Annotated in this window: 22 protein-coding genes and 2 tRNA genes; 13 read left to right on the forward strand and 11 right to left on the reverse strand. The window is 64.3% G+C overall.

The window, feature by feature from the left end; translation table 11 throughout:
* Positions 1-18: 18 nt before the first annotated feature.
* From ACEN9Q_RS20045 to ACEN9Q_RS20055, 3 genes are all read right to left on the reverse strand, one after another.
* Positions 19-483: an FKBP-type peptidyl-prolyl cis-trans isomerase gene (locus ACEN9Q_RS20045; RefSeq protein ID WP_495625771.1), complete on the reverse strand. Its 465-nt coding sequence runs from the start codon at positions 481-483 to the stop codon at positions 19-21.
* A 108-nt stretch (positions 484-591) separates the two neighbouring features.
* Entirely contained in the window at positions 592-1,299 is a 708-nt protein-coding gene (locus ACEN9Q_RS20050; RefSeq protein ID WP_495625772.1) for an SDR family oxidoreductase, read from the reverse strand.
* 99 nt (positions 1,300-1,398) lie between these two features.
* Complete coding sequence (locus ACEN9Q_RS20055; RefSeq protein ID WP_495625773.1) at positions 1,399-2,307, reverse strand: LysR family transcriptional regulator; 909 nt, start codon at positions 2,305-2,307, stop codon at positions 1,399-1,401.
* Between the two features lie 78 nt (positions 2,308-2,385).
* Between ACEN9Q_RS20055 and radC the strand changes: the two genes are divergently transcribed.
* A complete protein-coding gene (gene radC / locus ACEN9Q_RS20060) occupies positions 2,386-3,060 on the forward strand; it encodes a RadC family protein (protein ID WP_322403491.1) in 675 nt (224 codons plus the stop codon).
* 35 nt (positions 3,061-3,095) lie between these two features.
* Here the strand turns inward: radC and ACEN9Q_RS20065 are convergent, their stop codons facing one another.
* The 3 genes from ACEN9Q_RS20065 to ACEN9Q_RS20075 are packed head-to-tail and all read right to left on the reverse strand — an operon-like array spanning position 3,096 to position 5,464.
* Positions 3,096-4,151, reverse strand: coding sequence for a type VI immunity family protein (locus ACEN9Q_RS20065; protein WP_495625774.1), 1,056 nt, complete (start codon positions 4,149-4,151; stop codon positions 3,096-3,098).
* A gap of 9 nt (positions 4,152-4,160) precedes the next feature.
* A complete protein-coding gene (locus ACEN9Q_RS20070) occupies positions 4,161-4,889 on the reverse strand; it encodes a VRR-NUC domain-containing protein (protein ID WP_056443839.1) in 729 nt (242 codons plus the stop codon).
* Positions 4,886-5,464 (reverse strand): PAAR domain-containing protein, encoded by a 579-nt coding sequence (locus ACEN9Q_RS20075; RefSeq protein ID WP_495625775.1) that lies wholly within the window; start codon positions 5,462-5,464, stop codon positions 4,886-4,888. The genes ACEN9Q_RS20070 and ACEN9Q_RS20075 overlap by 4 nt, the downstream gene beginning before the upstream one ends.
* A 223-nt stretch (positions 5,465-5,687) precedes the next feature.
* Here ACEN9Q_RS20075 and ACEN9Q_RS20080 point away from each other — a divergent pair, with 223 nt between their 5' ends.
* The 5 genes from ACEN9Q_RS20080 to ACEN9Q_RS20100 all read left to right on the forward strand — a co-directional run bounded on the left by ACEN9Q_RS20080 (position 5,688) and on the right by ACEN9Q_RS20100 (position 8,464).
* A complete protein-coding gene (locus tag ACEN9Q_RS20080; protein ID WP_229412743.1) occupies positions 5,688-6,239 on the forward strand; it encodes an NADPH-dependent FMN reductase in 552 nt (183 codons plus the stop codon).
* A 168-nt stretch (positions 6,240-6,407) separates the two neighbouring features.
* Complete coding sequence (gene rpmB, locus ACEN9Q_RS20085) at positions 6,408-6,644, forward strand: 50S ribosomal protein L28 (protein WP_025511730.1); 237 nt, start codon at positions 6,408-6,410, stop codon at positions 6,642-6,644.
* A 13-nt stretch (positions 6,645-6,657) separates the two neighbouring features.
* A complete protein-coding gene (rpmG, locus tag ACEN9Q_RS20090; protein ID WP_029755886.1) occupies positions 6,658-6,825 on the forward strand; it encodes a 50S ribosomal protein L33 in 168 nt (55 codons plus the stop codon).
* Between the two features lie 135 nt (positions 6,826-6,960).
* A complete protein-coding gene (locus ACEN9Q_RS20095) occupies positions 6,961-8,061 on the forward strand; it encodes a hypothetical protein (protein WP_495625776.1) in 1,101 nt (366 codons plus the stop codon).
* Between the two features lie 124 nt (positions 8,062-8,185).
* The gene (locus tag ACEN9Q_RS20100; RefSeq protein ID WP_495625777.1) at positions 8,186-8,464 is read left to right on the forward strand and encodes a hypothetical protein; all 279 of its coding nucleotides are present in this window, start codon (positions 8,186-8,188) and stop codon (positions 8,462-8,464) included.
* A gap of 90 nt (positions 8,465-8,554) precedes the next feature.
* Here ACEN9Q_RS20100 and ACEN9Q_RS20105 read toward each other — a convergent pair whose 3' ends face one another.
* The 5 genes from ACEN9Q_RS20105 to ACEN9Q_RS20125 all read right to left on the reverse strand — a co-directional run bounded on the left by ACEN9Q_RS20105 (position 8,555) and on the right by ACEN9Q_RS20125 (position 13,735).
* Entirely contained in the window at positions 8,555-9,766 is a 1,212-nt protein-coding gene (locus ACEN9Q_RS20105) for a DesA family fatty acid desaturase (protein WP_495625778.1), read from the reverse strand.
* Between the two features lie 155 nt (positions 9,767-9,921).
* Positions 9,922-11,259, reverse strand: coding sequence for a mechanosensitive ion channel family protein (locus ACEN9Q_RS20110; protein ID WP_495625779.1), 1,338 nt, complete (start codon positions 11,257-11,259; stop codon positions 9,922-9,924).
* A gap of 9 nt (positions 11,260-11,268) precedes the next feature.
* Positions 11,269-12,579, reverse strand: coding sequence for an RsmB/NOP family class I SAM-dependent RNA methyltransferase (locus tag ACEN9Q_RS20115; protein WP_495625780.1), 1,311 nt, complete (start codon positions 12,577-12,579; stop codon positions 11,269-11,271).
* An 18-nt stretch (positions 12,580-12,597) separates the two neighbouring features.
* Positions 12,598-13,209, reverse strand: coding sequence for a phosphoribosylglycinamide formyltransferase (gene purN, locus ACEN9Q_RS20120; RefSeq protein WP_495625781.1), 612 nt, complete (start codon positions 13,207-13,209; stop codon positions 12,598-12,600).
* 76 nt (positions 13,210-13,285) lie between these two features.
* Positions 13,286-13,735, reverse strand: coding sequence for a barstar family protein (locus tag ACEN9Q_RS20125; RefSeq protein WP_056443862.1), 450 nt, complete (start codon positions 13,733-13,735; stop codon positions 13,286-13,288).
* Positions 13,736-14,126: 391 nt separating this feature from the next.
* Between ACEN9Q_RS20125 and ACEN9Q_RS20130 the strand changes: the two genes are divergently transcribed.
* The 7 genes from ACEN9Q_RS20130 to ACEN9Q_RS20160 all read left to right on the forward strand — a co-directional run bounded on the left by ACEN9Q_RS20130 (position 14,127) and on the right by ACEN9Q_RS20160 (position 26,814).
* Entirely contained in the window at positions 14,127-14,648 is a 522-nt protein-coding gene (locus ACEN9Q_RS20130) for a glycine zipper 2TM domain-containing protein (RefSeq protein ID WP_056443864.1), read from the forward strand.
* A 135-nt stretch (positions 14,649-14,783) separates the two neighbouring features.
* Positions 14,784-15,572, forward strand: coding sequence for a class I SAM-dependent methyltransferase (locus ACEN9Q_RS20135; RefSeq protein WP_495625782.1), 789 nt, complete (start codon positions 14,784-14,786; stop codon positions 15,570-15,572).
* A gap of 12 nt (positions 15,573-15,584) precedes the next feature.
* Positions 15,585-17,357 (forward strand): type IV pilus assembly ATPase TfpB, encoded by a 1,773-nt coding sequence (gene tfpB / locus ACEN9Q_RS20140; RefSeq protein ID WP_495625783.1) that lies wholly within the window; start codon positions 15,585-15,587, stop codon positions 17,355-17,357.
* Positions 17,358-17,440: 83 nt separating this feature from the next.
* Positions 17,441-17,516, forward strand: a tRNA-Lys gene (locus ACEN9Q_RS20145).
* Between the two features lie 530 nt (positions 17,517-18,046).
* Positions 18,047-18,122 (forward strand) — tRNA-Lys (locus ACEN9Q_RS20150).
* A gap of 598 nt (positions 18,123-18,720) precedes the next feature.
* Complete coding sequence (locus ACEN9Q_RS20155) at positions 18,721-21,810, forward strand: type VI secretion system Vgr family protein (protein ID WP_495625784.1); 3,090 nt, start codon at positions 18,721-18,723, stop codon at positions 21,808-21,810.
* Positions 21,811-21,819: 9 nt separating this feature from the next.
* Positions 21,820-26,814 carry an RHS repeat-associated core domain-containing protein gene (locus ACEN9Q_RS20160; RefSeq protein WP_495625785.1) on the forward strand — a complete coding sequence of 1,665 codons (4,995 nt, stop codon included), beginning with the start codon at positions 21,820-21,822 and terminating at the stop codon, positions 26,812-26,814.
* Position 26,815: the final 1 nt, after the last annotated feature.

The following is a 26,815-nucleotide window of genomic DNA, read 5'->3' on the forward strand; positions in this document are numbered from 1 at the left end:
TCGGTGTGAAGGCTGTGGTTAGAGCACGGAAATCAGCTGGACTTCGAACCTGAGCGGCTGGCCAGCGAGCGGATGGTTGAAGTCGAACACGGCGTCGTCCGCGCGCATTTCGCGCAGCACGCCGGCAAAGCGGCCGCCGCCCGGCGCGCGGAAGTCGACCAGGTCGCCGACCTGGTAATCGGCGTCCGGTTCCGAGTTCTCGTCCAGGGTCTTCTTCGTCACGACCTGGATCAGCTCCGGGTTGCGCTCGCCGAACGCCTCGAGCGCGGTCAGGTCGAACGTCGTGTGCGTGCCTTCAGCAAGGCCGAGCAGGCGCTGCTCCAGGAACGGGGCGAGTTGGCCCTGGCCCAGCAGCAAGGTCGCCGGGGTGCTGCCGAAGGTCGTGACGAGGTCCGTCCCATCGGCGGTGGCAAGACGATAATGCAGGGTCAGGTACGACGAATCGGTGACGACGGGAGCGACGGGAGCGTTAGTGGAGGACATTGTTGCGTGTTCGGTTGACGTGCAAACCGCTATTGTAAGCCACCCGTGCCGCTCCCGCCTCAGCCGGCTCGATTTCTGTCGTGGGCGGGAAACGGTCGGGCATTGGGCTCAGCGGCGCAGCTTCCAGCCGCCGTCGACGTCGATCACGCTGCCGGTGATAAAAGTATTGCCGGCCAGCATGACGATGACGTCGGCCACGTCCGCCGCCGTGCCGACGCGGCCGGCGGGCACGGCGGCGCCCATTTCCTCGAACAGGCGGCTGCGCTGCGCGTCCGGCACGCGGTGCCACCATGGGGTATCGATCACGCCCGGCGCCACCATATTGACGCGCAGCGGCCGCAATTCCGACGCCAGGATGGGCAGCATCGCCTCCAGCGCCCCGTTGATGGCGGCCAGGCCCGCCGTTCCCGGCTGCTGGGCGCGGGCGGAGATGGCGCCGACCAGCGTCGCGGAACCGCCGGCCGCGATGCCGGACAGGCTGGCCTGCAAGGCGTTCAGCTGGGGCCAGAACTTGCCGTCGAAGCCGGCGTGCAGATCGTCCAGCGCGAGGTCGCGGAAGGCGCCCGCACCGGCCGCGCCGGACGCGCACACGACCAGGTGATCGAACGGCCCGTGGTCGGCAAAGAACGCGTCGCACTGCGCGCGCCGGGCGGCGTCGAGCTGGGCGAAGCGTACGCCGGGCACGTCGAGGGCGGCGCCTTTGGCGGCGTCGCGCCCCGTCACGGTCACGCTGGCGCCCAGTTGCGCGAAGCGGCGCGCGCTCTCCAGGCCGATGCCGGAGGTGCCGCCGATGACGATGATGCGCTGGTCTTTCATGATCTGCCTTTCGATGACGGTTGGGATGTCAGGCAGTGTAGGAGCGGCCGCGCGCCGGCGGAAATCGTATCCGGCGATACGACCCATCGGGGCCGCCGATCACGCGGCGACGCGGATGACCTGGTCGCGCAGCCAGGCGAGCGCGGGATCGGTATGAAAGCGCGGATGCCAGGCCGCGTACAACGCAAAACCCTGGCCGTCGAACGGCAGCGCAAAGCTGTCGAGCACGCCGGCATGCAGCGCCGCCAGCCGCGACGGCACGGTGGCGACGTGATCGGACTGGCACAGCAGGCCCGGCACGAGCGCGAACGACTGCACGGACAGCACGACGTTGCGTGCGCGGCCCAGCGCCTGCAAATGCTCGTCCATGAAGCCGTGCAGGCTGCCGCCGCTCGTCGAGACGAGCACGTGGCGCAGTCCGCAATAGGCGTCGAGATCGAGCGGCGCCGCGCCGCGCGGATGACCCTTGCGCTGCACCATGACGAAGTGTTCGTCGAACAACAGCCGCGCACGCATGTTCGCGGGGACCATGCGTTCCGAACCGATCAGCAGGTCGACCTCCCCTTCCTGCAGTTGCGCCGCGATCCGGGCGCCATCGGCCATGCGAAACGCGAGCCGCACGCCCGGCCCCGCGCACTGCGCCAGCAGGCCGGCCAACGGCAGGCCCAGCACGGCCGTCGACAAGTCGCTGGCGGCGATCTGGAACGTGCGTTGCGCGGCCGCGGGATCGAACGCCGGCTGCCCGCGCACGATGCCGGCCAGCTGGTCGAGGGCGGCGCGCACGGGCGCGGCGAGGTCGAGCGCGCGGGCCGTCGGCGTCATCCCGCGGCCGTTGTCGGCGGGCAGCAGCAACGGATCGTCGAACAGCTGGCGCAGGCGCGCGAGCTGGCCGGACACGGCCGACTGGCTCAGGTGCAGGCGCTGGGCGGCACGGGTGACGTTTGCTTCCGTCAGCAGGGCGTCGAGCGTGACGAGCAGGTTCAGGTCGAAGGCGCGGAGGTCGTTCATGCATCTATTATTGCGCATGCCCAAGCCGGCGCTGTCCCGTCGCGCGAATAATGCACGGTCTCACCATGGAGGGCTTGGATGGGTATCGAAGACTGGCCGGCACAGACCCGGCCGCGCGAACGGCTCGTGCGCGAAGGCGCGCAAGCGCTGTCCGATCCGGAACTGCTGGCGCTGCTGCTGCGCGTGGGCGTGCGCGGCAAGAGCGCCGTGGAACTGGGCCGCGACATCCTGCAGCATTTCGGCTCGCTGCACGGCCTGTTCGGCGCCAGCCTGGACGATGTGTCCGAGGTCCACGGCCTCGGCATGGCGAAATATGCCCAGCTGCAGGCCGTGATGGAGCTGGCGCGGCGCGCCATCGCCGAACAATTGCAGACCGGGGAAGCGTTCGGCTCGCCCGACCTCGTCAAGCGCTACCTGCGCATCAAACTGGGCGGCCAGCGCCACGAATCCTTCGTCGTGCTGTTCCTGGACGTCAAGAACCGCCTGATCGCCGACCGCGAACTGTTCCGCGGCACGCTCACGCAGACGAGCGTCTACCCGCGCGAAGTCGTCATCGAAGCCCTGACGCGCAACGCCGCCAGCGTGATCCTGGCGCACAACCACCCGTCCGGCCTGCCGGAGCCCAGCGAGGCCGATTTGCGCCTGACGCAGGCGCTGGTGCAGGCATTGGGCCTCGTGGACATCCGCGTGCTCGACCATTTCATCGTCGCCGGGCCGCTCGTCCATTCGTTTGCGGAGCACGGGCAGCTCTGATTCGGGTCGTTGCCGGAGCTGCCCGGATGGCTGTGCTATCGCGAATCCAGCTTCGGCTCATCCAGCAGCTTGGCCTTGTATGCCATCAGTCGGTCGGGCGGGACGTCGAGTCGTGTCAGCCATTGCGCCGCGGCTTCGCCAATCAGGCGGGGCTCGCTCCCGGCCGATGCGTACTGCAGGTGGACAGTCGGCATCCGGACGGGCCGCAGGAGCATATCCGGAAGCACCAGCCGCGCCGGCAGCGGCGCGTCCACCGGCGCCGCCTCGGGACGCGGCCCGGCCTGGATGACGACACCCGCCTCGTAGTCGAACAGACGGAACCAGTCCATGGGCAACTCCGACCGCACCACTGGCTCGCCGCCGATCTTCTCCAGGTAATCACGGTTGATGGCGGTGAGCCAGCTGACAGTCTTGATGCCCATGTGCGCATTGGCCGCGCCCGCAACCAGATTGCCGGCCTCGAACCCACGCAGTTTCGTCGCCAGGAATGCTTCGAACGCCTGGTTCTCGAGAAAGCGCAAGGCCGATAGCACGAGGCTGTGCCCGGCGTACCCGTGTGCCGCACGCAGGCGGCGGGCGCAGTCGATGAACAGCTGCACGAAGGCCCCGGAGTGCTGCTCGACGAACAGGAGCGGGACGCTGAACCGCAGGGCGCAGAGGCCCCAGCCGCCCATCTTGACCCGCCAGGCCTGTACGCCCGAAACTTGAAACTCCCACGGGCCGGCGTCGTGCGCCTGTTTGCCGCTGGTGTAGTGAAAGCTCACCAAGTCGTCCTCGTCCATCCGGGCGAGCATGGCCATGAGCGGTTTGGCCCTCGAGACGGCCTGTTTGCTGGGTCCCTCGGGCGGCTCTTCCCGGAAGAGCCAGGTCAGCGCCGGCCTGACGACCCGCTGGTACTCGTCGAAGCATGCGCAGATGGTTTCGCGGACAGCAGGCAAATGGGCGTCGGCGAAGAACAGCGTTCCCGCGATGGCCGGCACGCAACCGATATAGTCCTGCGGCCCATGCGTGGTCAGCATGCCCCCCGGCACGTTCAAGGCTTCTGGATGGGTCCGCATCAGCTCGAGCGGGTCGAACGGCAAATCTGTCATGTTCTGTCCTTAATATGCCGGCACACCGCCAGGTGGCGGTCGTTTTGTCACCGCCGTGTAGATTATTCCAAGAATTGCCGCTGCGGGGCCGAGCTGTTCGACCGGTATTTTCGACTTCTCCGGCTCGGTCTTGTTGCAATCGCAGTCCCAGAGTTCCAGCGGCACCAGCTTCTGTTGGTCGCCGGCGATGAGTCTATAGTCCACGAGCTGCCCGGCTCCATACGTATCGCCTGGGAACTTCATCTCGACCACCTGCTTGATATTGTCCTGCGTGGGCGGTCTGGCCGGGTCCTTGACGATGACCACGTCCGGCCGACGGGTGTAGCCCCGGCCGGCCTTGTACGGCTGCGGCCGGGTCGGGTCTTTCGGCCAAAGTGTCTTCGTCCAACCGGGCCACAGGTCACGCCCCTTGGTCTCGATGACCTTGTCCAGGAAGGGTTCGGGGGGACGCTTCGTCATGTCGTAGGTGTACTCGGCCTTGTACGGACTCGTGTGTCCGAGCGCGGTGTCGAGCGCCTTCAGCCGGCTGGACACGCACTCCTGCTTCAGCGAGCGGCCATCCTTCCCGATATTGGGCTGGGTTTGGCACTGGCACATCGCGGAGCAGAGGACCTTCTTGTCGGCGTAATCGAGCCTGGGCTTGTTGATGCGCACGACGGTCGTAGAGCCCCCCGGGGACATGTCGCCGACGGCCAGCGGCGGCTTGCCTGAAGGCGGGCCATTCGCCGGTCCCGTCATGCATCGCCGTCCTGCAACAGGTCAAATGCCAAGGCTTCGCGCACGTCCCGCACCACCCATTCGGTGTAGCCGTTTTTGTCGGTCGTGCCCTTGAGAGACTGACCACCAGTCGAGCGTACACGCACAGCCTGGCTACGCACCGGCTCGCCCGTAGTGGCGTCGACCAGCTGGAACCGGCCTTGGAAGCGTTCCTTTCCGGTGCCCACGGGTTCATCCTGGTAGCAGCCGGCAAGCGTACTGGAAATGAGCCCAAACCCTGCCATCAGATGAGCGGATGAGACGCCGTCCACGGCTGCCGGCGCAGCGGTATCGACCGGTCCTGTCCGGCTAAGCGTCTGACTGGAGATGAGTACGGCACCACAGGCGGTTTTGCATCCGTCGTAGGCCACCGCACGGCCTTCCGTACGAAACCCGTTGTCGCCCTGAGCGATGGGAAAGATTCCCTTGCAGCGCGGGCACGAAACCATGTCACCGACCCGCGCCCAGCCCTTCCCCTCCGTCGAGGAGAGTTGCGAGCAAGTGATGACGGTGCCGCCATGATTCGTTTTATCACCGATGACGATAAGCGCTTTCATGGTTGTCTCCGGTATTCGAAGCCGAGGTTTACGGAATGGAGCGCGCCGAGCTGGCCACATACTGCCGTGCTGCAGGCACGTCACTATTCCTCAACCCATAATCCAAGTTATAGAGTTCGCGCAAATTCCTGTATCAAGAACATCAGGCCAGTACGGAAAGCGCCGAGTTCGGCGCCAGCGCCGGAACTGCTAGGATGGCGTTTTGATCATGACAGTTGAGCAAATGACCCTACGCATCCTTGCCCTCTGCGGCAGCCAGCGCGCCCATTCGATGAGTGCCGGCGTGCTGCGCGCCTGCCGCGAGCTCGCCCCGGCCGGCGTCGCCATCGACCTCTTCGAGCAGCACAAGGATTTCCCGCTGTTCAATCCCGAGCGCACCGACGTGCCGTCCGGCGTGCTCGCCCTGCAGGAAGCGATCACGGCGGCCGACGCCCTCCTCATCGCCAGCCCCGAGTATGCGCACGGCGTCACGGGCACCATCAAGAACACGCTCGACTGGGTGGTCGGCCACGCGCCGTTCGCGCACAAGCCCGTCGCCGTGCTCAATCCGTCGTATCAATCGTTCCACGCCGACGAGGCGCTGAAGGAAACGCTGCGCACGATGTCGGCCGACCTCGTCCTCGACGCCTGCCTGCGCGTTCCCGTCATCGGTTCCGGCACCGATCCGGCACGGATCGCGGACATTCCCCGCTTCGCGGCGCCCATCGCGGCCGCGCTGCGCGCACTCGTGGCGCATATCGGACGCACGGCCGCAGCCCAGGCAACCGGAGAATAACGGTGTGAAAACAGGGGCTTACGACGCAAACATTGCGAAAATTTACGATTGTTAAATTTCTGCGATTTATCTAGAAACAATTTTTTTCCGCAAGTTGTTGATTACGCGACGGTTTTCAAGCTATACTCTCGTTTTTCCGATTGTGGAAGTTTATTCAAGGAGTGCGCTATGGCACGTGTTTGCCAAGTTACTGGCAAGGGTCCGATGGTTGGCAACAACGTCTCCCACGCCAACAACAAAACCAAGCGTCGTTTTCTGCCGAACCTGCAGAACCGCCGCATCTTCGTAGAATCCGAAAACCGCTGGGTCTCCCTGCGTATTTCGAACGCCGGCCTGCGCGTCATCGACAAGCTCGGCATCGACGCTGTGCTGGCCGACATGCGCGCCCGCGGCGAGAAAATCTAATTAGGGAGTCATCATGGCAAAAACTGGCCGCGACAAGATCAAACTGGAATCGACCGCAGGTACCGGTCACTTCTACACCACGACCAAGAACAAGCGCACGATGCCGGCGAAGATGGAAATCACCAAATTCGACCCGAAGGCTCGCAAGCACGTGGTCTACAAAGAAACCAAGATCAAGTAATCTGGTTCTTTGCACAAGAAAAGCCGCCCACTTCACAGTGCGCGGCTTTTTGTTTTTCTAAGCCATTGATTGGGGTCAGTTGATCTGCTCGCCCGCGTCGCTATAGTCGAGCGTCTACCCACGCTGGAGAAACGCATGATGTGGCGCTTTCGACTGTCGCTCCTGCCCGTCCTCGGCCTCCTTGCCGCCTGCGCCTCGCCCTACCGCCCGCCCGTCGTCGTACGCGACAGCGCGACCTTTCCCGGCATCGCGGGCATCGTCGCGATCGCCGGCGCGCGGCCCATCGACGTCATCCTCGTCCACGGCATGTGTACCCACGATACCGCCTGGGCCGAGCGCCAGATCGACCGCATCGCCGGGATCGTCGAGGCCCACGCGCCGGCGCCGGCCGTCGCCGATGTCACGCTCGCCGCGCCCGCGCGCATCGCCGTCGTCGAGCGCACGCGCCGGCTGGCGGGAGGCACGGTCCGCTTCCACGCCCTCGTGTGGTCGCCGCTGACGGCCGGGCTGAAGCACCGGCTCGACTTCGACATGACGGGCGCGCCGACCAATTGCACCGGCGCCGGCGAATGCAAGCCCAAACGCGCCTGGCTGAACGGCTACGTCAAGGACAACCTGCTGAACGATTGCCTGTCCGACGCCGTCATCTACGAAGGCGCGAGCCACGTCGCGATCCGCGATGCGATGGTCGAGACACTGGCGCACGTGATCGACAACGATCCGGACAGCGAGGCGCCCCTCGTCATCGTGGCGGAAAGCCTGGGCAGCAAGATGCTGTTCGACGCCTTGAGCGCCATGCTGGAATCGTGGCAGCCGCAGACCCGGGCGCTGGGCCAGCAGGCGGCGCGCCGGCTCGGCCTCCTGTTCATGGCCGGCAACCAGTTGCCCATCCTCGGCCTGGCCGAGCAGTCGGCCGGCCAGCGGGCGATTCCCGTGCAGGATGCGCTGCAGCACTTCCTGGATCTGCGCCGGCGCCAGCCCAACCGCCGCACGGAAGCCCTGCAGCGCCTGGCAGTCGTCGCGTTGACCGATCCGAACGACCTGCTGTCCTACCGGCTGCTGCCGGCCCGTTACGCGGCGCCGGACGTGGCCGTGGCGGACGTGCTCGTGTCGAACGACAAGACCTGGCTGGGATTGATCGAGAATCCGATGACGGCGCACCTGGACTATCTGGCGAATCCGGACGTGGGCACGTTGATCGCCTGCGGCTACCCATCCGAGGGCGCCTGCCGCTGACCGTCGCGACACGCTGCCGTGCGCTTGCCGGCGACGGATGCGCGTACAGTCGAATGGCCGGCAGTGCCATCCCATGCCATCGCGACGACGTGCAGCAACGGGATGAATCGGATGAATCGAGAGCATGATGAAAGAATCCCTCCCCACCAATACCTTCCGCGGCCTGCCGCTCACGCCCGAACAGGACAGTGAAATTCGGCACTATATCCACGTCAAGGAACGCAGCGGCATCCCGTGGGATACGCCCGAGCTCGCGGCCATGCTGGCGGACATGCTGGACCCGCCCGAGCTGGCCTTCGAAGAGCGCCAATCGATCGACGACAGCATGGAAGCCGAACACGCCACGGCCCAGGAAGGCGCCGACGATGTCCCGCCGGCCGAGGCCGGACGGCACACCACCTAGCACAAAGGCCGCCGCGGCCTGCCAAAAAGAAAACACCCCTGCGCGAGGGGTGTCCGTGATGGGCCGGCCGTGCCGGCCTCGTCCTGATGCTTACGCGTAGCTGCGCAGGCGCATCGAAAACTCTTGCAACGACTTGATACCCGACGCTTCGGCGCGGGCGCACCAGTCCTGCAGCTGGTGCAGCAGCTGGTCGCGGGTCGAGTGCGAGCGTTCCCAGATCGCGCCCAGTTCCACGCGCATCTCGTGCATCGTTTCCAGGACCTTGCTGTGCTGGAACAGCTCAACCAGCTGGGCCTGTTGCGGCGCCTGCAGCTTGGCCGGTTCGCGCTGCATCAGCTTGCGCGAGCTCTTGAGGAAGCGCGATTCCAGCTCCGCCTTGTGCTTCAGGTGCTCGACTTCCTCGCGGAACGCGTGCTTGACGGACTTGGCGTACTTCGCCATCACGTCGTAACGGTTGGCGATGACGGACTGCAAGGTGTCGAAGTCGGCTTCCAGCTTGTTCTTCTGCAGCCTCGGCTTGGGAATGGTCTTCTTGACCTTGGCCAGGCCCACCATTTCCATCGCGCGGATATAGGCCCAGCCGATGTCGAACTCGTACCACTTGCTCGACAGCTTGGCCGACGTCGCGAAGGTGTGGTGATTGTTGTGCAGCTCTTCGCCGCCGATGATGATGCCCCAAGGCACGATGTTCCTGGCCGCATCGTTGCAGTCGTAATTGCGGTAGCCCCAATAGTGGCCGATGCCGTTGATGATGCCGGCCGCCGTGATCGGGATCCACAGCATCTGCACGGCCCAGATCGTGATGCCGAGCACGCCGAACATCGCGACGTTCAGCGGCAGCAGCATCGACACGCCGAGCCAGCTGTAGCGCGTGTACAGCTTGTTCTCGATCCAGTCGTTCGGGCAACCGTGGCCGTATTTGTCGAGGGTTTCCTGGTTCTTCGTTTCGACACGGTACAGCTCCGCGCCGCGCAGCAACACTTCCTTGATACCGCGCGTCACCGGGCTGTGCGGATCTTCCACCGTCTCGCACTTGGCGTGGTGCTTGCGGTGCACGGCAGCCCATTCCTTGGTCACCTGGCCGGTGGTCAGCCACAGCCAGAAGCGGAAGAAGTGGCTCGCGATCGGATGCAGTTCCAGCGCGCGGTGCGCCTGGTGGCGGTGCAGGTAAATCGTCACGCCGGCGATCGTGATGTGCGTCACGACCAGCGTGTACACGACCATCTGCCAGACCGACAGGTCGAACAGACCGCCGTCCAGGAAGGACAGGCCGGTGTGCAGGATGTTGCTGAGAAAATTCATCGATACTCCACTAAGGATGACTAGGGTCGTGCCGTTCTTTCTATGGAACAGTCGCTATGACAAGAGTGTCACGCAATGGTGCATGACGCAAACACGCATTTTAACGTGGAACCTATGCCGCACGGCACGTATTGACGCAATCAAAGCGCGCCCGTCTAAGAATTCTGCGCCGGCTGCGTGATTCGCGCCACAACGGATGCTATATGGGAATCAAGGAGCCGGGTATCAACGGACGGAAAGCCCAATTTGACGGTACCGGACTGCACCAGGCAATAGATCTTCTTATTTATTTCCGAAACGACACCGCCCTGCCCGTTCTCCGGATCGGCGATCCAGAATCCGAGGTCGAGCTCGTAGCCGTCCGGCCCGAAGCGCGACAGCGATATGCCGGGCGCCGGGTCCTCCAGCACGCGCGGCGTGCCGACCGCCTGCGCGACCAGCAGCGGCATCGCCTGGTCCAGGTCCGAGCCGTACGCGAGCGTGACCTTGGTCGAGGCGCGCACGCGCCGCGTCGTCAGCGACTGGTTCTGCACCGGGCCGGAAATCAATAATTCGTTCGGCAGCACGGTCTCCACGCCGTCCAGCCCCTGCAGCACCGTGTAGCGCGTGTTGATCTGCGTGACTTTGCCGGTGAACGTGCTGACCGAGATCATGTCGCCGATCGAGAGGCTGCGCTCGAGCAGGATGATGAAGCCGGACACGTAGTTGCTGGCGATCCTTTGCATACCGAGACCGAGGCCGACGCCCAGCGCGCCGCCGAATACGGACAGCACGGTGAGGTCGATGCCCACCAGATTCAGGCTCAGCAGCACCGCGGAGACGATCAACAATGCGCGGCTCAGGCGCGCCAGCGCCACCCGCAGCGAGCTGTGCAGGGCATGCACGCCCATCAGGCGCTCTTCCAGCGCGGCGCCGGCCCACAGCGCGAGCACCAGCGCCACGACGACGGAGGCGATGGCCTGCAGGATATCCGCCAACGTCACGCTGCTCGATTTCTTGGGGCCGAACTGGATCTTGTAGCTGTCGAGGAAATCGAAGATGTCCGGCCACAGCCCCGTGATGTACAGCACGACGGCCAGCCAGGCGACGAGCGCGAAGATCTTCTCGAACGTGACGAGCGCCTGCCCCAGCTGACCGCGGCGCGCGAACACGCGGCGCAGCAGGTAGAACACGAGGCGGATCGCGGCAAGCGACCAGAACACGGGGATCGCCACTTTGACGATATTCGTGTGGAAGTGGCTTTTAATTAGCAGCAGCTGTGCCAGGTACAGCAGGCCGACGACGAGCAGCGGCGCCACGACGCGCGTAAAACTTTCCACGCCCGTGTGCAGCAGGCTGCCGTCCTCGCCGCGGCGGCGGCGCCACCACATGCGCACCAGTTGCGCGCTGAGCCAGCCGAACAGGATGCAGGCGACGATCGCCCCGATCTGCCACGGCATGCCGGGGCGGGTCAGGTCGTCGAACAGATCGTCGATCAGGCTGGTCAGCGGCATGGGCCCCGGTTATTCCGAAACGGAGTCCGAGGCAGCGTCGTCGGATTCCTCCGCAACGGCCTTGGGCGGCGCGGCCTTGCGCTCCAGCACGGCGGCAAAGAAGCCGTCGGTGCCATGCTTGTGCGGCAGCATTTTGAGGTAGTCGCCCATCTCCAGCGGAATGCGCTGTTCAGCCAGGACCTTGTTCATCGGCACCAGTTCAAAATCCGGATGCGATGCGAGGAACCCCTGCACGATGCCCTCGTTTTCTTCGTTCAGCAGGCTGCAGGTCGCATAGACGAGGCGGCCGCCGAATTTCACGAGGCGCGCGGCGCCGTCCAGGATCGACGCCTGCTTTTCCGTCAGCTCGACGATGCCCTCGGGCTGCTGGCGCCATTTGACGTCCGGATTGCGGCGCAGGGTGCCCATGCCCGAGCACGGCGCGTCGACGAGCACGCGGTCGATCTTGCCGGCCAGGCGCTTGACCTTGGCGTCGCGCTCGTGCGCGATGACGACCGGGTGCACGTTCGACAGCCCGCTGCGCGCCAGGCGCGGCTTCAGCTTCGTCAAACGCTTTTCCGACACGTCGAAGGCGTACAGGCGACCGGTACTGCGCATGATCGCGCCGATGGCCAGCGTCTTGCCGCCGGCGCCGGCGCAAAAGTCGACGACCATCTCGCCGCGGCGCGCACCCAGCAACTGGGCCAGCACCTGGCTGCCCTCGTCCTGCACTTCGATCGCGCCTTCCTTGAACAGCGGCAGGTTCTGCAGCGTCGGCTTTTTCCTGATGCGCAGGCCCAGTGCGGAATACGGGGTCGGCTCGGCGATGATCGGGGCCGTCGCCAGTTCGGCGATGACCTTGTCGCGGTCGGACTTCAGCGAATTCACGCGCAGGTCCAGCGGCGCCGGCGTGTTCAGCACGGCGGCCAGGGCCTGCGTCTCTTCCTCGCCGTACTGGGCGACGAACTTGTCGTACAGCCAGTCGGGCAGGTTGGCCAGTTTCTTCGGCGGCAGCAGGCTGCGGTCGATCTCGTTGATCCGCGTCAGCAGGGCCGTTTCGTCTTCCGTCAGGCCGCCCAGCGAGTCGGCGCCGATCGCTTCCGCCATGCCCAGCACCGTGAGGCGGCGCATCGTGGCGCCCGTGCCGGCGAAATCGGTAAAGAAGGACTTGTTGCGCAGGACGGAATAGACACATTCGGCGATGGCGCCGCGTTCACGGCCGCCGAGGCGGGGATGGTCCTTGAAGTAGCGCGACAGGGTGACGTCGGCGGGGGACATAAAGCGCAGGATCTCGCGCAATACCTCTTCAGCATTGCCGAGTATCGCGGGTGGCAATCTCATGGTGTTCCTTGAATAAAGTCAGGGGGTCGCGGCGATCCGGACCTCGCCGCCTTCGATGCTGAGCCTGTCTTCGATGAACAGGCGCACCGCTTGCGGATAAATGACGTGCTCCTCGGCCAGCAGGCGTTCGGCCAGGCTGTCCTCCGTGTCGCCCGGCAGCACGGGAATGCGGGCCTGGATCACGGCCGGACCGTGGTCCAGCTCGGCGGTGACGAAGTGCACGGTCGCGCCGTGCTCGTCCACGCCCGCGTCCAGCGCCTGCCGGTGCGTGTGCAGTCCGGGGAACAGCGGCAGCAGCGACGGATGGATGTTCAGCATGCGGCCCGCGTAGTGTTCGACGAACGGCGCCGTCAGGATGCGCATGAAGCCGGCCAGCACGACGAGGTCCGGTGCGAACCGGTCGATCGTATCCTGCAGGGCGGCGTCGAACGCGTCGCGGGTCGAAAATTCCTTGTTGGGGACGACGGCGGTCGGAATGCCGTGCGCCTGCGCAAATGCGAGGCCCATGGCATCCGGCTTATTGCTGATCACGGCGGCGATGCGGGCCGGCCAGGCTTCGGCCTGCTGTGCGCGCACGATGGCTTCCATGTTGCTGCCGCGGCCAGAAATAAGGATCACGATATTTTTCATAAGCGCGCATTGTAACCCGAGCCGGTGGGTGGGCCCAAGGAAAGGGAATGGCGGCAGGCCGCGCCAACAACGCTCGTTATTCGAACGGGCGCGCGCCCACCCATCCGACGGATTGGAGCGATTGGGGCTCTTCGAACGAATAAAACACGCGGAACGGGACTTTTTTCTCGGCCCAGAATTCGGCCGCGTCGCGGAATACGTCGAGCAGGGTTTCGCGCGCTTCCTTGTCGAATTTTTGCGTATTCGGCAATTGGTCCAGCACGGCGATGAAACCGGGTTGTGGTCCGGCCTCGGCAATGACTTCGGTGAGGCAGTTGCGCAGCGCGTCGAAATTCTTGCTGCACGGTTTGGGGAAAAAGAATTGCTCGCCGATGCGGGCGCAGACCTGCTGCTTCGTCAGCGCGTTCGTGCACAGCGCATAGAGAAAGTGATGACCCAGGCGCACCGCCTCCTTCTGCAGCTCCGGGGCACGGTAAGCGCGGATGGACTGCACAAGATTCGGCGGTACTCTCATCAACAAACTCATTTTTTCCTCAAGTCACCCAGTCTGGTTCTGTTGCTCCAGCGCGCGGTGGTTTGTGGAAGCGGCGGGCTTGTTCGCTTTCTCCTGGTCTCGTTTCCACGCGCCAATAAAACCCTAAGTCTCCTAAGGGTAACGTTTTGTGGTAATCGAATCAACCCGAATATGGACGAGCCGGCCATATTTGTAAAAAAAGACGAGTTTTTTCATCCATTGTTGGCGCTTTTTCCACGCTTTTCTCCTCTGAACGCGCGGTTTAACGAGACTACCTGCTGTTACATTTTGTTGCCACACGGATCGTAATAGAAGACCAAGTAGCGCTAAGATTCAAGTGTGGCGAATCGCCTTTGACCAATATGCCAACAGATCCGCAGCACCACCAGAACGAGGTATGACCATGAACTTGAAAGCCAAACTGATTCTTTCCGCCTTGGGCGTGTGCGCCCTGCCGCTGGCTCAAGCCCAGGCTGGCGATTTCGAAGACTTCGGCCGCGTGGTGCGCGTCCAGCCGCGCATCGAACAGGTGCGCACGCCGCGCCAGGAATGCCGTACCGACTATGTCCAGGCCCCGGTCCAGCAGCAGCGCAGCCAGGCCGGCACGGTCATCGGCGGCATCGCCGGCGCCCTGCTGGGCAGCCAGGTCGGCGGCGGCAACGGCAGGGTGGCGGCCGCCGCGGCCGGCGCGATCGCCGGCGGCATGGTCGGAGACAACGTCGACAACAACGGCCGCAACTACGCCCCGCAGGTGCAGGAACAGGCCGTGCAGCGCTGCCGCACCGTCGACTCCGTCCAGGAGCGCACCAACGGCTACGACGTGACCTATGATTACCGCGGCCACAGCTACACGACCGTCATGAACCGCGACCCTGGCAACCGTGTGCGCCTGCGCGTGTCGGTCGAGCCGGACCAGTACCAGTAACACTTCTTCCGGCGCGGGGGACCGCCCCCCTTCCCCGAGCCGTCGGCTTCCTCCGCAGCGTCTGCTGCCATCCACAGCGCTTCTTGCGCTGTGGATTCCCGCCCCCGATAATAGGATGTTCCCTTCGCTCATCCTATGCTCATCAAACGTAAATCCATCGAACAGGCCGAATCGTCGCGCCGCCCCGCCCGCAAGCCCAGGTTTGCGCCCGTCACCCTGTCCGAGCAGGACGGTGTGCGCTTCCTCCATTTCGGTACCGAATGGGTGCAAGGCGCCATGCGCATCCGCAAGCCGGACTGGCCGGAACTCGAATACGCCCAGCAGATGATGGCCTGGATGCTCTTCATCGACGCGCCGCAGGCCATCGCCCAACTCGGCCTCGGCGCAGCGACTTTGACCAAATTCTGCTACCGCCAGTTCCCGCAGGCGCGGGTGACGGCCGTCGAACTGAATCCGTCCGTCGTCGCGATCTGCGCCTCGATGTTCAAGCTGCCGCCGGAAGACGGGCGCCTGCGCGTGCTCGAGATGGACGCGCTGGACTTCGTGCTCGACGAGGCCAACCACGGCGCGCTCGACGTGCTGCAATGCGACCTGTACGACGCGACGGCGCGCGGCCCCGTGCTCGACACGCCCGAGTTCTACCAGGCCTGCGACGCCTGCCTGACGGACCGCGGCATCATGACGGTCAACCTGTTCGGCGACCACCCGAGCTTCGCGAAAAACATCAAGGCGATGCGCTTCGCGTTTGCCCACGTGATCTGCCTGCCTGAAGTCCACGAGGGCAACGTCGTCGCGCTGTGCTTCAAGACGAAGCCCGACCTCGATCCGGACCGCCTCGCCGCGTGCGCCGCGCAGATCGTGGCGGCGACCAGGCTGCCCGCCAGGTCGTGGGTCAAGGGCATCGCGGCGGCCGGCAAAAACTAGCGTCCTCTGACCATGCAGAAACCGAAAGCACTCGACCTGCAGACAATTTTTTCGTGGCTGCTGAACGACGGCATCGTCGAGAAGTCGACCGTCAAGCCGCATTTCGCCCAGGCGCAAAGCATCCTCAAAACGGCGGTCGGGTCGATGCATCCGCTCACGGCGGTCGCGCAGTGCAAGATCGTCTCGGCGAAGCCGCCCCATAAACTGCTGACGCTGGACGTGCTCAGCGAATGGTGCGCCGGCAAGGTCGGCCTGCCCTTCTTCCGCATCGACCCGCTCAAGATCGACTTCACGAAGGTCGCCGACGTGATGTCGGCCAGCTATGCGGCGCGCTTCAATATCCTGCCGGTGGAACTGGGGCCGGGCACCCTGGTCGTCGCCACGGCCGATCCGTTCCGCACCGAATGGCAGGACGAGATCGCGCGCATCTCGCGCCGGCGCATCGAGCTCGTGATCGCGAATCCGCTCGACATCGCGCAATACATCTCGCAATTCTTCAGCCTTGCGAAATCCATCCGCGACGCCAACAAGTCCAGCGGCCAGGACCTCGCGCTGCGCAACAACTTCGAACAACTCGTCGAACTGGGCAAGACGAACAAGCAGGTCGACGCCAACGACCAGCACATCGTCAACATCGTCGACTGGCTGTGGGGCTACGCATTCGAGCAGCGCGCGTCCGACATCCACCTCGAACCCAAGCGCGACGCAGGCGTCGTCCGCTTCCGCATCGACGGCGTGCTGCACCAGGTGTACCAGGTGCCGGCGGTCGTGATGATCGCCATGACGGCGCGCATCAAGCTGCTGGGCCGCATGGACGTGATCGAAAAGCGCCGCCCGCAGGACGGCCGCATCAAGACCCGCACCAACGACGGCCAGGAAGTCGAGCTGCGCCTGTCGACGATGCCGACGGCGTTCGGCGAGAAGCTCGTGATGCGTATCTTCGACCCCGAAGTCGTCGTGAAAACCTTGCCGGAACTGGGTTTTCCGACCGACGACGCGGCGCGCTGGGATGCGCTGACGCGGCGCGCGCACGGCATCATCCTCGTCACCGGCCCGACCGGCTCGGGCAAGACGACGACCTTGTACACTACCCTGAAAGCGCTCGCCACGAGCGAAGTCAATGTGTGCACGGTGGAAGACCCGATCGAGATGGTCGAGGCCTCGTTCAACCAGATGCAGGTGCAGCCCGGCATCGACCTGTCGTTCGCCGACGGCGTGCGCGCGCTGATGCGCCAGGATCCGGACATCATCATGGTCGGCGAGATCCGCGACCTGGAGACGGCCGAAATGGCGATCCAGGCCGCGCTGACCGGCCACCTCGTGCTGTCCACGCTGCACACGAACGACGCGCCGTCGGCCGTCATGCGCCTGCTGGAACTGGGCGTGCCCTATTATCTGCTGGAAGCGACCCTGATCGGCATCATGGCCCAGCGCCTCGTGCGCACGCTGTGCCCGCACTGCAAATCGCCGGACGGCGACCTCTCCGACGAAGTCTGGAGCGCACTCGGCGGCGCCTGGAACCTGCCGAAGCCGGCCACCGTCTACCGCCCCATCGGCTGCCCGGAATGCCGCCAGACGGGCTTCCGCGGCCGCACCGGCCTGTACGAACTCGTCACCGTGACCGAGGCGTTCTCCCAGCTTCTGCAGGAACGGACCGACCTGGCCGCGCTGCGCCAGCAAAGCGTGGCCGACGGCATGAAGCCGCTGCGCATCGCCGGCGCCTACAAGGTCGCCGAGGGCGTAACGACGGCCGAGGAAGTGCTGAAATCCACGGTAGCGCATTAGGCGCTGTCGCGGCGTAGCGCTCACCCGATTTACGTTACCTCTGGCGCAAATCAAATCGGCCCGCTATAATACGTGCCTTCTTCGGGTCGTTAGCTCAGTTGGTAGAGCAGCGGACTTTTAATCCGTTGGTCGCAGGTTCGAGCCCCGCACGGCCTACCAGAGATTCAACGAAAACGCCAGCCTTCGGGCTGGCGTTTTTGTTTTCCGGCCGCCACCGGCGGCCGGTATCCGATCATGCCGCTTGCAGCAGCCCGCGCCGGCGCGGCATGTCGGCCAGGCGGAACCGCGCCACCACCGTCGCCAGTTGCGCCGCCTGTTCCTGCAAGGCGCCGGCCGCGGCGGCCGCTTCCTTGACGCTTTGTGTTCCATTGCGAACTCATCGTTGCCGCACAGCAATGAAATACGCTCCTTCGCTACCTATACTTGGTCGTATCAATGCGGAAACTGGATTTCTCATCCGCCACCGCCGGGAGCCATCATGCGTACTCTGTCGACCCTGTTTGCCGCCACGTTTGCCGCCGCCTTCGTCCTGAGCAGCCTGGCGATCTCCGCCGCGACCCCGTCCGTTCGTCCGCCGAAGCGCTGACGACGAAGCCACGACGAAGTCGGCTGATGGCGCAAGATGTGTTGTATTCGCAAGAAAACGCTTAGCGAACGGCGTCCGAGCCGCTATAATGCGTGCCTTCTTCGGGTCGTTAGCTCAGTTGGTAGAGCAGCGGACTTTTAATCCGTTGGTCGCAGGTTCGAGCCCCGCACGGCCTACCAAGAATTGGCAGTATCAAATCAAGGCGTTACGAGCGATCGTGACGCCTTTTTTTGTTCCTGCGACAGTCCCCTCTTCTACCTGCCGTGCCGTACTTGTGACACGCAGCAGCCCGTCGACTACCGCCGCGTGACGCGCCATGTGCGCGTACCGCGTCCATTCCTGACCGCTGCCGAGTGCCTGCTTCCAGGCACCGATGCGCCCTGGTTCGGGAACTGGACCGGGTACGGCCGGCCATGCAGCTTGCTGACGCGGTTCTTCCTCAAGGCCGGGCCAACTTCGATGCGCTCCACAGTGACCGCGTTCGGGTGTCCATTCCCATAAGTCTTCCGGTCGATACGTGCTTGCGCATGCCCTCTCCCTTGTTTTGCGCTGTTTGCTGGCAATCAAAGGAAAAATCTAGAACCCGCGCGTTGACTCACCTTGAGATTAATAGAGCTGAGCAAGATCGGCGCATACGACGGACATTCGTCGTCCTGCTGCTACCCATCGGGACAACAGCACAGTTCAATTATTACTTTATATCAAGGTTGCCCGAAAAGCTGTTGGTTACCTTAGCCGATGGAAATTTGATACCTGCTAACCCATCGGAGGCAACACATGGACGGAAGCCAAGCGATCGCGGCCGGCGCTGCGCTGTCGGCATTCAGTCTCGATGCGCAGCACGACCGCCTGCTGCGCCTGGAATTCCCGCGCAACGATGGCCCCGACCGCATTCTCCTGCCCAACCGCTTGAAAGCGCACGAGGAAGTCTCGCGCTGCTTCCGTTTCGAGGTCGAACTACTCTCGGACGACGCGCAAATTCCGCTGAAGGTGATGATGGCCCGGATGGTCACGATCTCCCTCGTGCGCGAAGACGGCTCGCTGCGCTACTTCAACGGCTACGTCACTGAATTCCGCTTCCTGGGCTCCGATGGCGGCTTCGCCTTCTACCACATGGTGCTTGAGCCGTGGCTGGCCTTCGCCAGGCTGCGCAAGGACAACCGTTCATTCCTCGGCAAGAGCGTCGTCGAAATTACGGAACTCACCTGCGCCCATTACCGCCAGTCCGACTGGCATCCGGTCCTCGTGGGAGAGTATCCGCGCCTGACCTGCGCCAACCAGTATGACGAGACCGACTACAACCACCTGCACCGGCGCTGGGAGGAATTCGGACTGCACTATTACTACGAGCACCAGGCCGACGGGCACTCACTCTTGCTCTGCGACCGCAGCACGCTCGCCCAGTCCATCGACCCGATCGGGATCGACGACTCGGGCGAAATCCCATTCCGCGACCGGGCCGGCTCGCTCGAACACGACGGCATCCGCGAATGGAGCGCGATGCGCCGGCTCGGCTCCGGCCAGACGACCCTGGCCAGCTTCGACTACAAGAACCCGGTCGCGCAGCATTCGACCGCCGAGTCGCTGAACAAGCAGGGTGATGTGTACCCTTACGAAATCTACGAGAACACGGGCGCGTACGGTTTTCGCACCCATGACGACGGCGAACGCCTCGCCCAGCAGCGCATGGGCGAGAGCGACGCGAACACGCAGATTTTCGAAGCCCGAGGCAACGACCGCACTGCCCAGCCGGGCCGGTGCTTCAAGCTCGGCGGCCATTTCAGCGCTGAGCTGCAAGTTCCGAAGCGCGGCGAACCAGCCAAGCCCAGCATCCGCGACCGCGACTACCTGATCCTCTCCGTCGACCACGAAGCCGGCAACAACTACCAGGCCGGACCGGGCGCGCCATCGCACTACGAGAACAGCTTCCGCTGCGTGCGCAAGGACATCCAGTGGCGCCCGGGTCGCCACTACAACAGCCAGCCCTGTATCTATCACGGCATCCAGACCGCCATCGTGGTCGGGCGGGCCGGCACCGAGATCCACACCGACGGCTGCGGACGGGTCAAGATCCAGTACCACTGGGACCGGCTGGGCAAGCGTGACGAGAATAGTTCGCCCTGGGTGCGTGTGATGTCGCCTGGAGCGGGCGTCAAATTCGGGAACATTCGCCTTCCGCGCGTCGGCGAAGAAGTAGGGGTAGTCTTCGTCAACGGGAACATCGATCATCCGCTGATTCTTGGTGTGCTGTACAACTACACGCACATGCCGCCGTGGCAGCTACCGGAGCAACAGGCCCTGAGCGGTCTGCGCAGCCGCGAGCTGCAGGCGGGCGCAGCGAGCGGCCGCGGCAACCACCTCATCCTGGACGACACAAAGGAACAGATCCAGGCACAGCTGAAAAGCGACCATCTCGCCAGCCAGCTCAGCCTCGGTCATATCAACCGCATCGAAGACAATGCCGGACGCAAGGGCGCGCGCGGCCAGGGCTTCGAGCTGCGCACCGACGGCCACGGCGCGGTGCGCGCGCAGCAGGGCCTGCTGCTCAGCACCGAAGGAAGGCCGAACGCCCGCGCCCATATCACCGACATGGCGGAGACGCTGGCGCGCATGGCGCAGGGCCAGGAGTTGCACGACAGCCTGTCGCAGGCCGCGCAACAGGCGCAGGCGCACCAGCCTGGCGACCAGGACCAGGTCGCCGCCGCGCTGCAGGTGCAGGTCGACGCCATCAAAGGCCAAGGGGGCACGCCCAGACAAGGCGAATTCCCGGAATTCCAGGCTCCCCACCTGCTTCTAGCCAGCCCCGCCGGCATCGAAACCAGCACGCAGGGTTCCACCCACCTGATGAGCGTGGAGCACACCGCCCTGACCAGCGGCGGCCATGCCAGCCTGAGCGCGGGCAAGAGCCTGCTCGTCAGCGTAAGGGAAGCAGTGCGCATGTTTGCCTACAAGGCCGGCATGAAGCTGGTTGCGGCCAGCGCCGACATCGACATCACCGCCTTGAAGGACAGCGTCAACATCCTGGCCAAGCTCAACATCACCCATACCGCCAACCGGATCACGATCACGGCAAAGGAAGAGGTGGTGATCAACGGAGGGACCAGCTTCAGCCGCTGGAACGCATCGGGGATCGTCCATGGCACCAACGGCAACTGGGTCCAACACGCGGCGCATCATAGCTTCGTCCCCGGCAAGAGCGAAGGCACGCCGAGCTTGCCGCAGACCGTGCAGCTGCCGCCGGGGCAGCTCGACCTGCATCACCAGTACGTGAACCCGGAAGGCGCCAGGCGCCAAGGCGTCCGGCAAGGCGACTACACCGTCGTCGACGCCGAAGGCGGCGTCCACCAAGGGACGCTCGATGGCAACGGCTTTGCCAGCGTGGCCGGCCTGCCGATGGGAATGGCCACGGTCAGCTACGGCAAGGACCCGCACGACCCGTGGGATGAAGGCAGCTACTTCGGCCATGGGACCGAATGGCCGACCGTGGCGCGCCCCGAGGTTGGCGGCGATGCTGTGGCAACGTCTGACCGGACAGCGCCGGCGCCGAGGGCGCAGAACCCCGGACTGCTCGCCAGCGCCAACGCTGCGGGAGGCAGTCTCAACGGCGCAGCCGGCAAGTTCGGCGCGGTTGCGCAAGCCGCGGAGCAAGCGGCAAGCGCGGTGCAGTCGCTGCAAAAAGGCGGCGCGCAAGCATTGCTGGCACCGGTCGGACAGGCCGCCATGGCCAATGTGGCGGACAAGCTGCCTGGCGGCGCGACGGCCCTGGATACCTACGGCGCGTTAAGTGCCGGCAAGCCTGCCGCCGTCGCCTCCACCCTCGGTTTGCCCGGATCGCTGCCGCGCATCGGCGCTGATTTGAAAAGGTAAAAAGCCACCATGACCGAGCCCACGCAAGCCCCGTCCAAGCCCGCCGAACGCGCGCCGGAAGTCGCAGTCGCTCCGCTCGACACCATCGACCAGCAAGACATCGGCGCCGCTGCCGCCGCCTTCGACAAATGGCTGCGCAAGATCAGCTACGACTACGTCACGCTGGAGCGCCTGAGTACCGTGGCCGGCAGCCTGCCGGTGATCGGCAACATCATGGCGCTGATCGACGCCATCATGGACATGGTGGGGGTGGTCCAGAAGTACATCGCCAAGAAAGAAATCGACTTCCTGGAATGGGTCAGCCTGGGCATCAACCTGATCGGCGTGATCCCGGTCCCGCCAACGATGAGCGCCGCACGTATGAGCTTGCGGCCGGCGCTGCACATGGTCCGGCAAAAGCTGGCGCTGGGCGTCAAGGATCTCGGCCCCGCGCTGATCGAGGTGCTGATCGCGCACCTCAACGCCACGCTGGCCGGCGAGATCGAGACCTTCATCGACTGCGCGATGGGCAAGCTGGCAGGTATCCTGGACGATTGCGCCAATACGGCCGACGGCATTGCCGACGACCTGATCAAGATCCTCAAGCGCTGCATCGGCAAGGAACCCCTGTTCGACGTGGCATCCACGGCAGAAGTGGAGAGCAAGCTGCACGACCCCAAAGTGCAAAGCAGCTGGCGCCGCATGCTTGGCGCCCTTGGCAGGCAGTACAAGATGAGCGCGAACTACGTTGTCGCCGCGGCAGCCAGCCTCCTGCCGCAGAGCGCGGTAGCTGGCGTGACGGGCATCATCAGCCATTTGACCGACTTCAAGCCGGCGTTTCGCGGCAAGCTCGCCGCCCTGGCCGACGAACAGGCGCAGATGAGCATCCGGTGGTTACTGATGCGGCTGCGCGACGCGGTCACCAAGCACAAGCGGCGGTACGCGGCGCTGGTCCCGTCGGCCAAGGGCTCGCATCACAAGAAGGACAAGCCCGGCCACGAGCTGGGCGCAACAAGCCGCCAACATCCGGCGACGGGCGACGCCAATGCCTGCAAGCTATGCCCCGCAAAAGGCGGCACCGCGCACTCGATCAGTTTCGCCACCGGCGCCGAAACCTTCACCCACACCGACTTCGTACTCGACGCGCCGCTCCCCATCGAATGGAGCCGCACCTACCGCAGCCAGCTGAGCGCCTATGACCGCGGTAATCTCGGCGCGCGCTGGCTCACCCCGTACAGCACCCGCATCGACGTCGTCGGCCAGGGCAAACCGACGGGCCTGGTCTACCACGCCGCCGACGGCCGCAGCCACCGCTATCCGTGGCTGGGCATCGGCCAGCGGCATTACGACCCGGTCGAGCAAATCACGCTCACCCGCATGAGCATCACCCTGCTCACGCTCGACTTCGGCAAGCCGCTGCCCGAAGGCGAGCTCAGCCCGTGGCGCGAAACCTATGAGCTGGTCGACACCGTGCGCGCCAAGGTGGCCGAGCTGGGCAAGGAGCATTTCCGGCTGATCGCGCTGCATTCCCGCGACGGCGCCGCCCTCGGCCTGCGCTACGACCACGTCGTCGCCAATGGCCCGTATGCCGGCGAGGAAGTGCTCAGCGACATCGTCAGCAAGCAGGGCGAGACCATCATCGCCCATGCCGGCACCCAGGTCGACCTTGATACCGGCCGCATTCGTGCGCTATGGGAAATCAAGGACGGCAAGCTGTTGCGCCAGCTTGCCGCCTACGACTACGACGACTACGGCGACCTGATCCGCGCCCAGGACGAAAACGCCGCCGCCTGGCAGTACCAGTACGACCGTCACCTCATCACCCGCTACCTGGACCGCACAGGGCGCGGCATGAACCTCGCCTATGACACCAGCATCGACAGCGGCACCCATGCCAAAGCGATCCGCGAGTGGGCCGACGACGGCAGCGACGACACCCGGCTCGAATGGGACAAGAACATCCGCCTGACCTACGTCACCGACGCGCTCGGCCACGAGACCCGCTACTACTACGACATCGCCGGCTACACCTACCGCATCGTGCATCCGGACGGGCGCGAGGAGTGGATGTTCCGCGACGACGCCAAGAACGTGGTCCGCCACATCCACGCCGACGGCAGCAGCGAGCATTACCGTTACGACGACCACGGCAACCTGCTCGCGCACACCCGCGCCGACGGCAGCCAGGTCCACTTCGAGTATGACGGCCAGCACCGCGTCACCGGCATCCGCGACGGCGAAGGCGGCACCTGGAAGCGTGATTACAATGCACAGGGCCAACTTGTCGAGGAAACAGACCCGCGCGGCAACAAGACCCAATACGCGTACGACAAGGCTGGCCTGCCCGTCGAAATCACCGATGCCAAAGGCGGCATCAAAAAGCTTGCCTACAGCCCCGACGGCCAGCTCGCCACCTACACAGACTGTTCCGGGCACAGCAGCCAGTGGGAATACGATGAGCGCAAGCGCCTGGTCAAGCGCATTGACGCCGCGGGTAACGAGACCCGCTACCGCTACACAACGCTCAGTCCCGCAACGCTGGCGCATGCACACCGCGAAGGCACCGACAGTGGCAATCATCCGGGCCAACTCGAAGCCGTCATCCACCCCGACGGCAGCAAGGAACAGTTTCGCCACGACGCCGAAGGCCGGCTGCTGGCGCGCACCGACGCACTCGCGCGCACCACCGCCTACCGCTACACTGCGTCCGGACTGATCGCGAAGCGCATCGACGCGCTGGGACACAACCTGCGCTATCAGTGGGACGCGCTGGGCCGCCTGTCCGCACTGGAAAACGAAAACGGCAGCGTCTACCGCTTCCAGTACGACCCGGTCGGCCGCCTGCTGCAGGAACAAGGCTTCGACGGCAAGGTCACCGAGTACCGCTACGACGAAGCCAGCGGCGTGCTTGCGGAAACCGTCGAAGCCGGCGTGACCACGCGGCTCGACTATGACCCCATGGACCGGCTCGTGCAACGCCGGGCCGCAGCTCCCGGCCAGCCGGAGCAAATCGAAACCTTCGCCTACAACGCCAACGGCCAGCTGGCCGAAGCGAAGAACGAACACGCCCGGCTGCAATGGTTCTACGACGCTGCTGGCAACCTCGTCCGCGAGCACCAGCACTACCAGGGCTCGTTCCACCCCGACAGGCGCACCGCGGTCTGGCACCACCACTACGACGAACTCAACCAGCGCAGCAGCACCACCCGCCCCGATGGCCACCGCGTCGACTGGCTGACCTACGGCGCCGGCCACGTGCACGGCCTGCTGCTCGACGGGCAAGACGTCGTCTCCTTCGAGCGCGACGCGCTGTACCAGGAAACCGGCCGCACCCAGGCCAACGGCCTGCTGCAAACGATGAAGTACGACCCGCTTGGGCGCCTGATCGAGCAGCAGCTCGGTGCCACCGCGCAGGTCAGCCGGAAAGACCGGAATCCCTACCCCGACCCGTACCGCCCCGACGTCCAGGGCAGCATGCAACCCGCGATCCTGCGGCGCTACCGCTACGACCCATCCGGCCAGCTGACCAGCATCGAAGACAACCGGCGCGGCCACGTCGAATATCGCTACGATCCGGTCGGGCGCCTGCTGGCGGCAAACAGCGCATTGGGTCATGAAACCTTCGCCTTCGACCCGGCCGGCAACGTCCAGGCAGCCGATACCGCGCAGCAGGAGCCGATCACCCGTCGCGCCCCGTTGCCGAAACTGCTGGACAACCTGCTCAAGGAGTATGCCGGCGTCCGCTACCGCTACGACGAACGCGGCAACGTCGTGGAACGTACCCAGGACGGTAAGCGGTCCGAGTATGAATGGGATGCTGAATGGGATGCGTTCAACCGGATGACCCGCGCCACGACCTGGCATGGCGTTACCACCTTTGCCTACGATCCGCTGGGACGGCGCATCGCCAAGCACAGCCAGGCGCCGGAAGGCACCTTCCGGGAGACGACCCGGACCATGTACGGCTGGGACGGCGACACGCTGGCGTTGGAAAGCAGCGTGCACCAAGGCTATGCGGCGGGCGAACGGACGGTGCACTATGTGTACGAGCGCGACAGTTTCGTGCCGCTGGTGCAGGCCACGCGAAACCGGGCGCTTCGACTGGCGCCCACCACCGATGTCAAGGCGCTGATGGCGGGCAACGATGGCAAGTACGATATCGCACTTGATCCGCTATGGAACGGTGAGTACGAGCAGGAAGCCGAGCCGTTCGGTAAGGACGAGATCGCCTTCTACCAATGCGATCATTTGGGCACGCCGCAGGAGTTGACTGACCATGAAGGCAACGTCGCGTGGTCGGCGCAGTACAAGGCGTGGGGGCAGGCGAAAGAGGCGATCAGCGCTGCGGCGCGCAAAGCGGGGATACAGAATCCGATACGATTTCAGGGGCAGTACCTTGATGACGAGACGGGGCTGCACTACAACCGGCATCGGTATTACGATCCCTTTAGCGGTCGATTTGTAAGCAAAGATCCAATCGGATTACTAGGTGGCTTCAATACTCATACATATGCACCAAACCCTGTTCAATGGATCGATCCGCTAGGTTTAGCACCGAAGAAAAAGAATTCTGCTAAGAACGGTTGCGCCAGTTGCGATCCTTGCCATGGCCGTAATCCTGCCGCGGTTGCGCAGTCTTGGCAAGGCAGTGATCCGTACAAAGGCGTGGATAGCTATAAGAACGTCGTCGTGAAGAAAGGCACCGTATTTTATACACTTTATCCACATGGCGATGCTCCAGGAAACTACTTGGTGAAATCCGAGGTAGTAGTAGGAGCCCGCAATGCTAGGCAATACAATGACTCAGTGCAGGTTGCTCACACGGGAAATTGGGATAGCCCAAGGGCAAGGCCTATGCGTACCAAAGTCCATGGCTATATTCTTACCAAGGATACCTGCATGGCAGTTGGAGGCGCAAAGAACAACCCACTTCTCGGAAATGGTGGTGCCACACAGTATTTTATTGAGAATAGGGACAAACCGAACCTTGTAGATACAGGGCGAATCATTTCGTATAAAGATTAAT

It is taken from the genome of Massilia sp. Masssp93, from assembly GCF_059491295.1.

Coding starts and splice junctions, on each gene's coding strand:
- ACEN9Q_RS20045 (WP_495625771.1), bottom strand. CDS start 483: ATGTCCTCCACTAACGCTCCCGTCGCTCCCGTCGTCACCGATTCGTCG.
- ACEN9Q_RS20050 (WP_495625772.1), bottom strand. CDS start 1,299: ATGAAAGACCAGCGCATCATCGTCATCGGCGGCACCTCCGGCATCGGC.
- ACEN9Q_RS20055 (WP_495625773.1), bottom strand. CDS start 2,307: ATGAACGACCTCCGCGCCTTCGACCTGAACCTGCTCGTCACGCTCGAC.
- radC (WP_322403491.1), top strand. CDS start 2,386: ATGGGTATCGAAGACTGGCCGGCACAGACCCGGCCGCGCGAACGGCTC.
- ACEN9Q_RS20065 (WP_495625774.1), bottom strand. CDS start 4,151: ATGACAGATTTGCCGTTCGACCCGCTCGAGCTGATGCGGACCCATCCA.
- ACEN9Q_RS20070 (WP_056443839.1), bottom strand. CDS start 4,889: ATGACGGGACCGGCGAATGGCCCGCCTTCAGGCAAGCCGCCGCTGGCC.
- ACEN9Q_RS20075 (WP_495625775.1), bottom strand. CDS start 5,464: ATGAAAGCGCTTATCGTCATCGGTGATAAAACGAATCATGGCGGCACC.
- ACEN9Q_RS20080 (WP_229412743.1), top strand. CDS start 5,688: ATGACCCTACGCATCCTTGCCCTCTGCGGCAGCCAGCGCGCCCATTCG.
- rpmB (WP_025511730.1), top strand. CDS start 6,408: ATGGCACGTGTTTGCCAAGTTACTGGCAAGGGTCCGATGGTTGGCAAC.
- rpmG (WP_029755886.1), top strand. CDS start 6,658: ATGGCAAAAACTGGCCGCGACAAGATCAAACTGGAATCGACCGCAGGT.
- ACEN9Q_RS20095 (WP_495625776.1), top strand. CDS start 6,961: ATGATGTGGCGCTTTCGACTGTCGCTCCTGCCCGTCCTCGGCCTCCTT.
- ACEN9Q_RS20100 (WP_495625777.1), top strand. CDS start 8,186: ATGATGAAAGAATCCCTCCCCACCAATACCTTCCGCGGCCTGCCGCTC.
- ACEN9Q_RS20105 (WP_495625778.1), bottom strand. CDS start 9,766: ATGAATTTTCTCAGCAACATCCTGCACACCGGCCTGTCCTTCCTGGAC.
- ACEN9Q_RS20110 (WP_495625779.1), bottom strand. CDS start 11,259: ATGCCGCTGACCAGCCTGATCGACGATCTGTTCGACGACCTGACCCGC.
- ACEN9Q_RS20115 (WP_495625780.1), bottom strand. CDS start 12,579: ATGAGATTGCCACCCGCGATACTCGGCAATGCTGAAGAGGTATTGCGC.
- purN (WP_495625781.1), bottom strand. CDS start 13,209: ATGAAAAATATCGTGATCCTTATTTCTGGCCGCGGCAGCAACATGGAA.
- ACEN9Q_RS20125 (WP_056443862.1), bottom strand. CDS start 13,735: ATGAGTTTGTTGATGAGAGTACCGCCGAATCTTGTGCAGTCCATCCGC.
- ACEN9Q_RS20130 (WP_056443864.1), top strand. CDS start 14,127: ATGAACTTGAAAGCCAAACTGATTCTTTCCGCCTTGGGCGTGTGCGCC.
- ACEN9Q_RS20135 (WP_495625782.1), top strand. CDS start 14,784: ATGCTCATCAAACGTAAATCCATCGAACAGGCCGAATCGTCGCGCCGC.
- tfpB (WP_495625783.1), top strand. CDS start 15,585: ATGCAGAAACCGAAAGCACTCGACCTGCAGACAATTTTTTCGTGGCTG.
- ACEN9Q_RS20155 (WP_495625784.1), top strand. CDS start 18,721: ATGGACGGAAGCCAAGCGATCGCGGCCGGCGCTGCGCTGTCGGCATTC.
- ACEN9Q_RS20160 (WP_495625785.1), top strand. CDS start 21,820: ATGACCGAGCCCACGCAAGCCCCGTCCAAGCCCGCCGAACGCGCGCCG.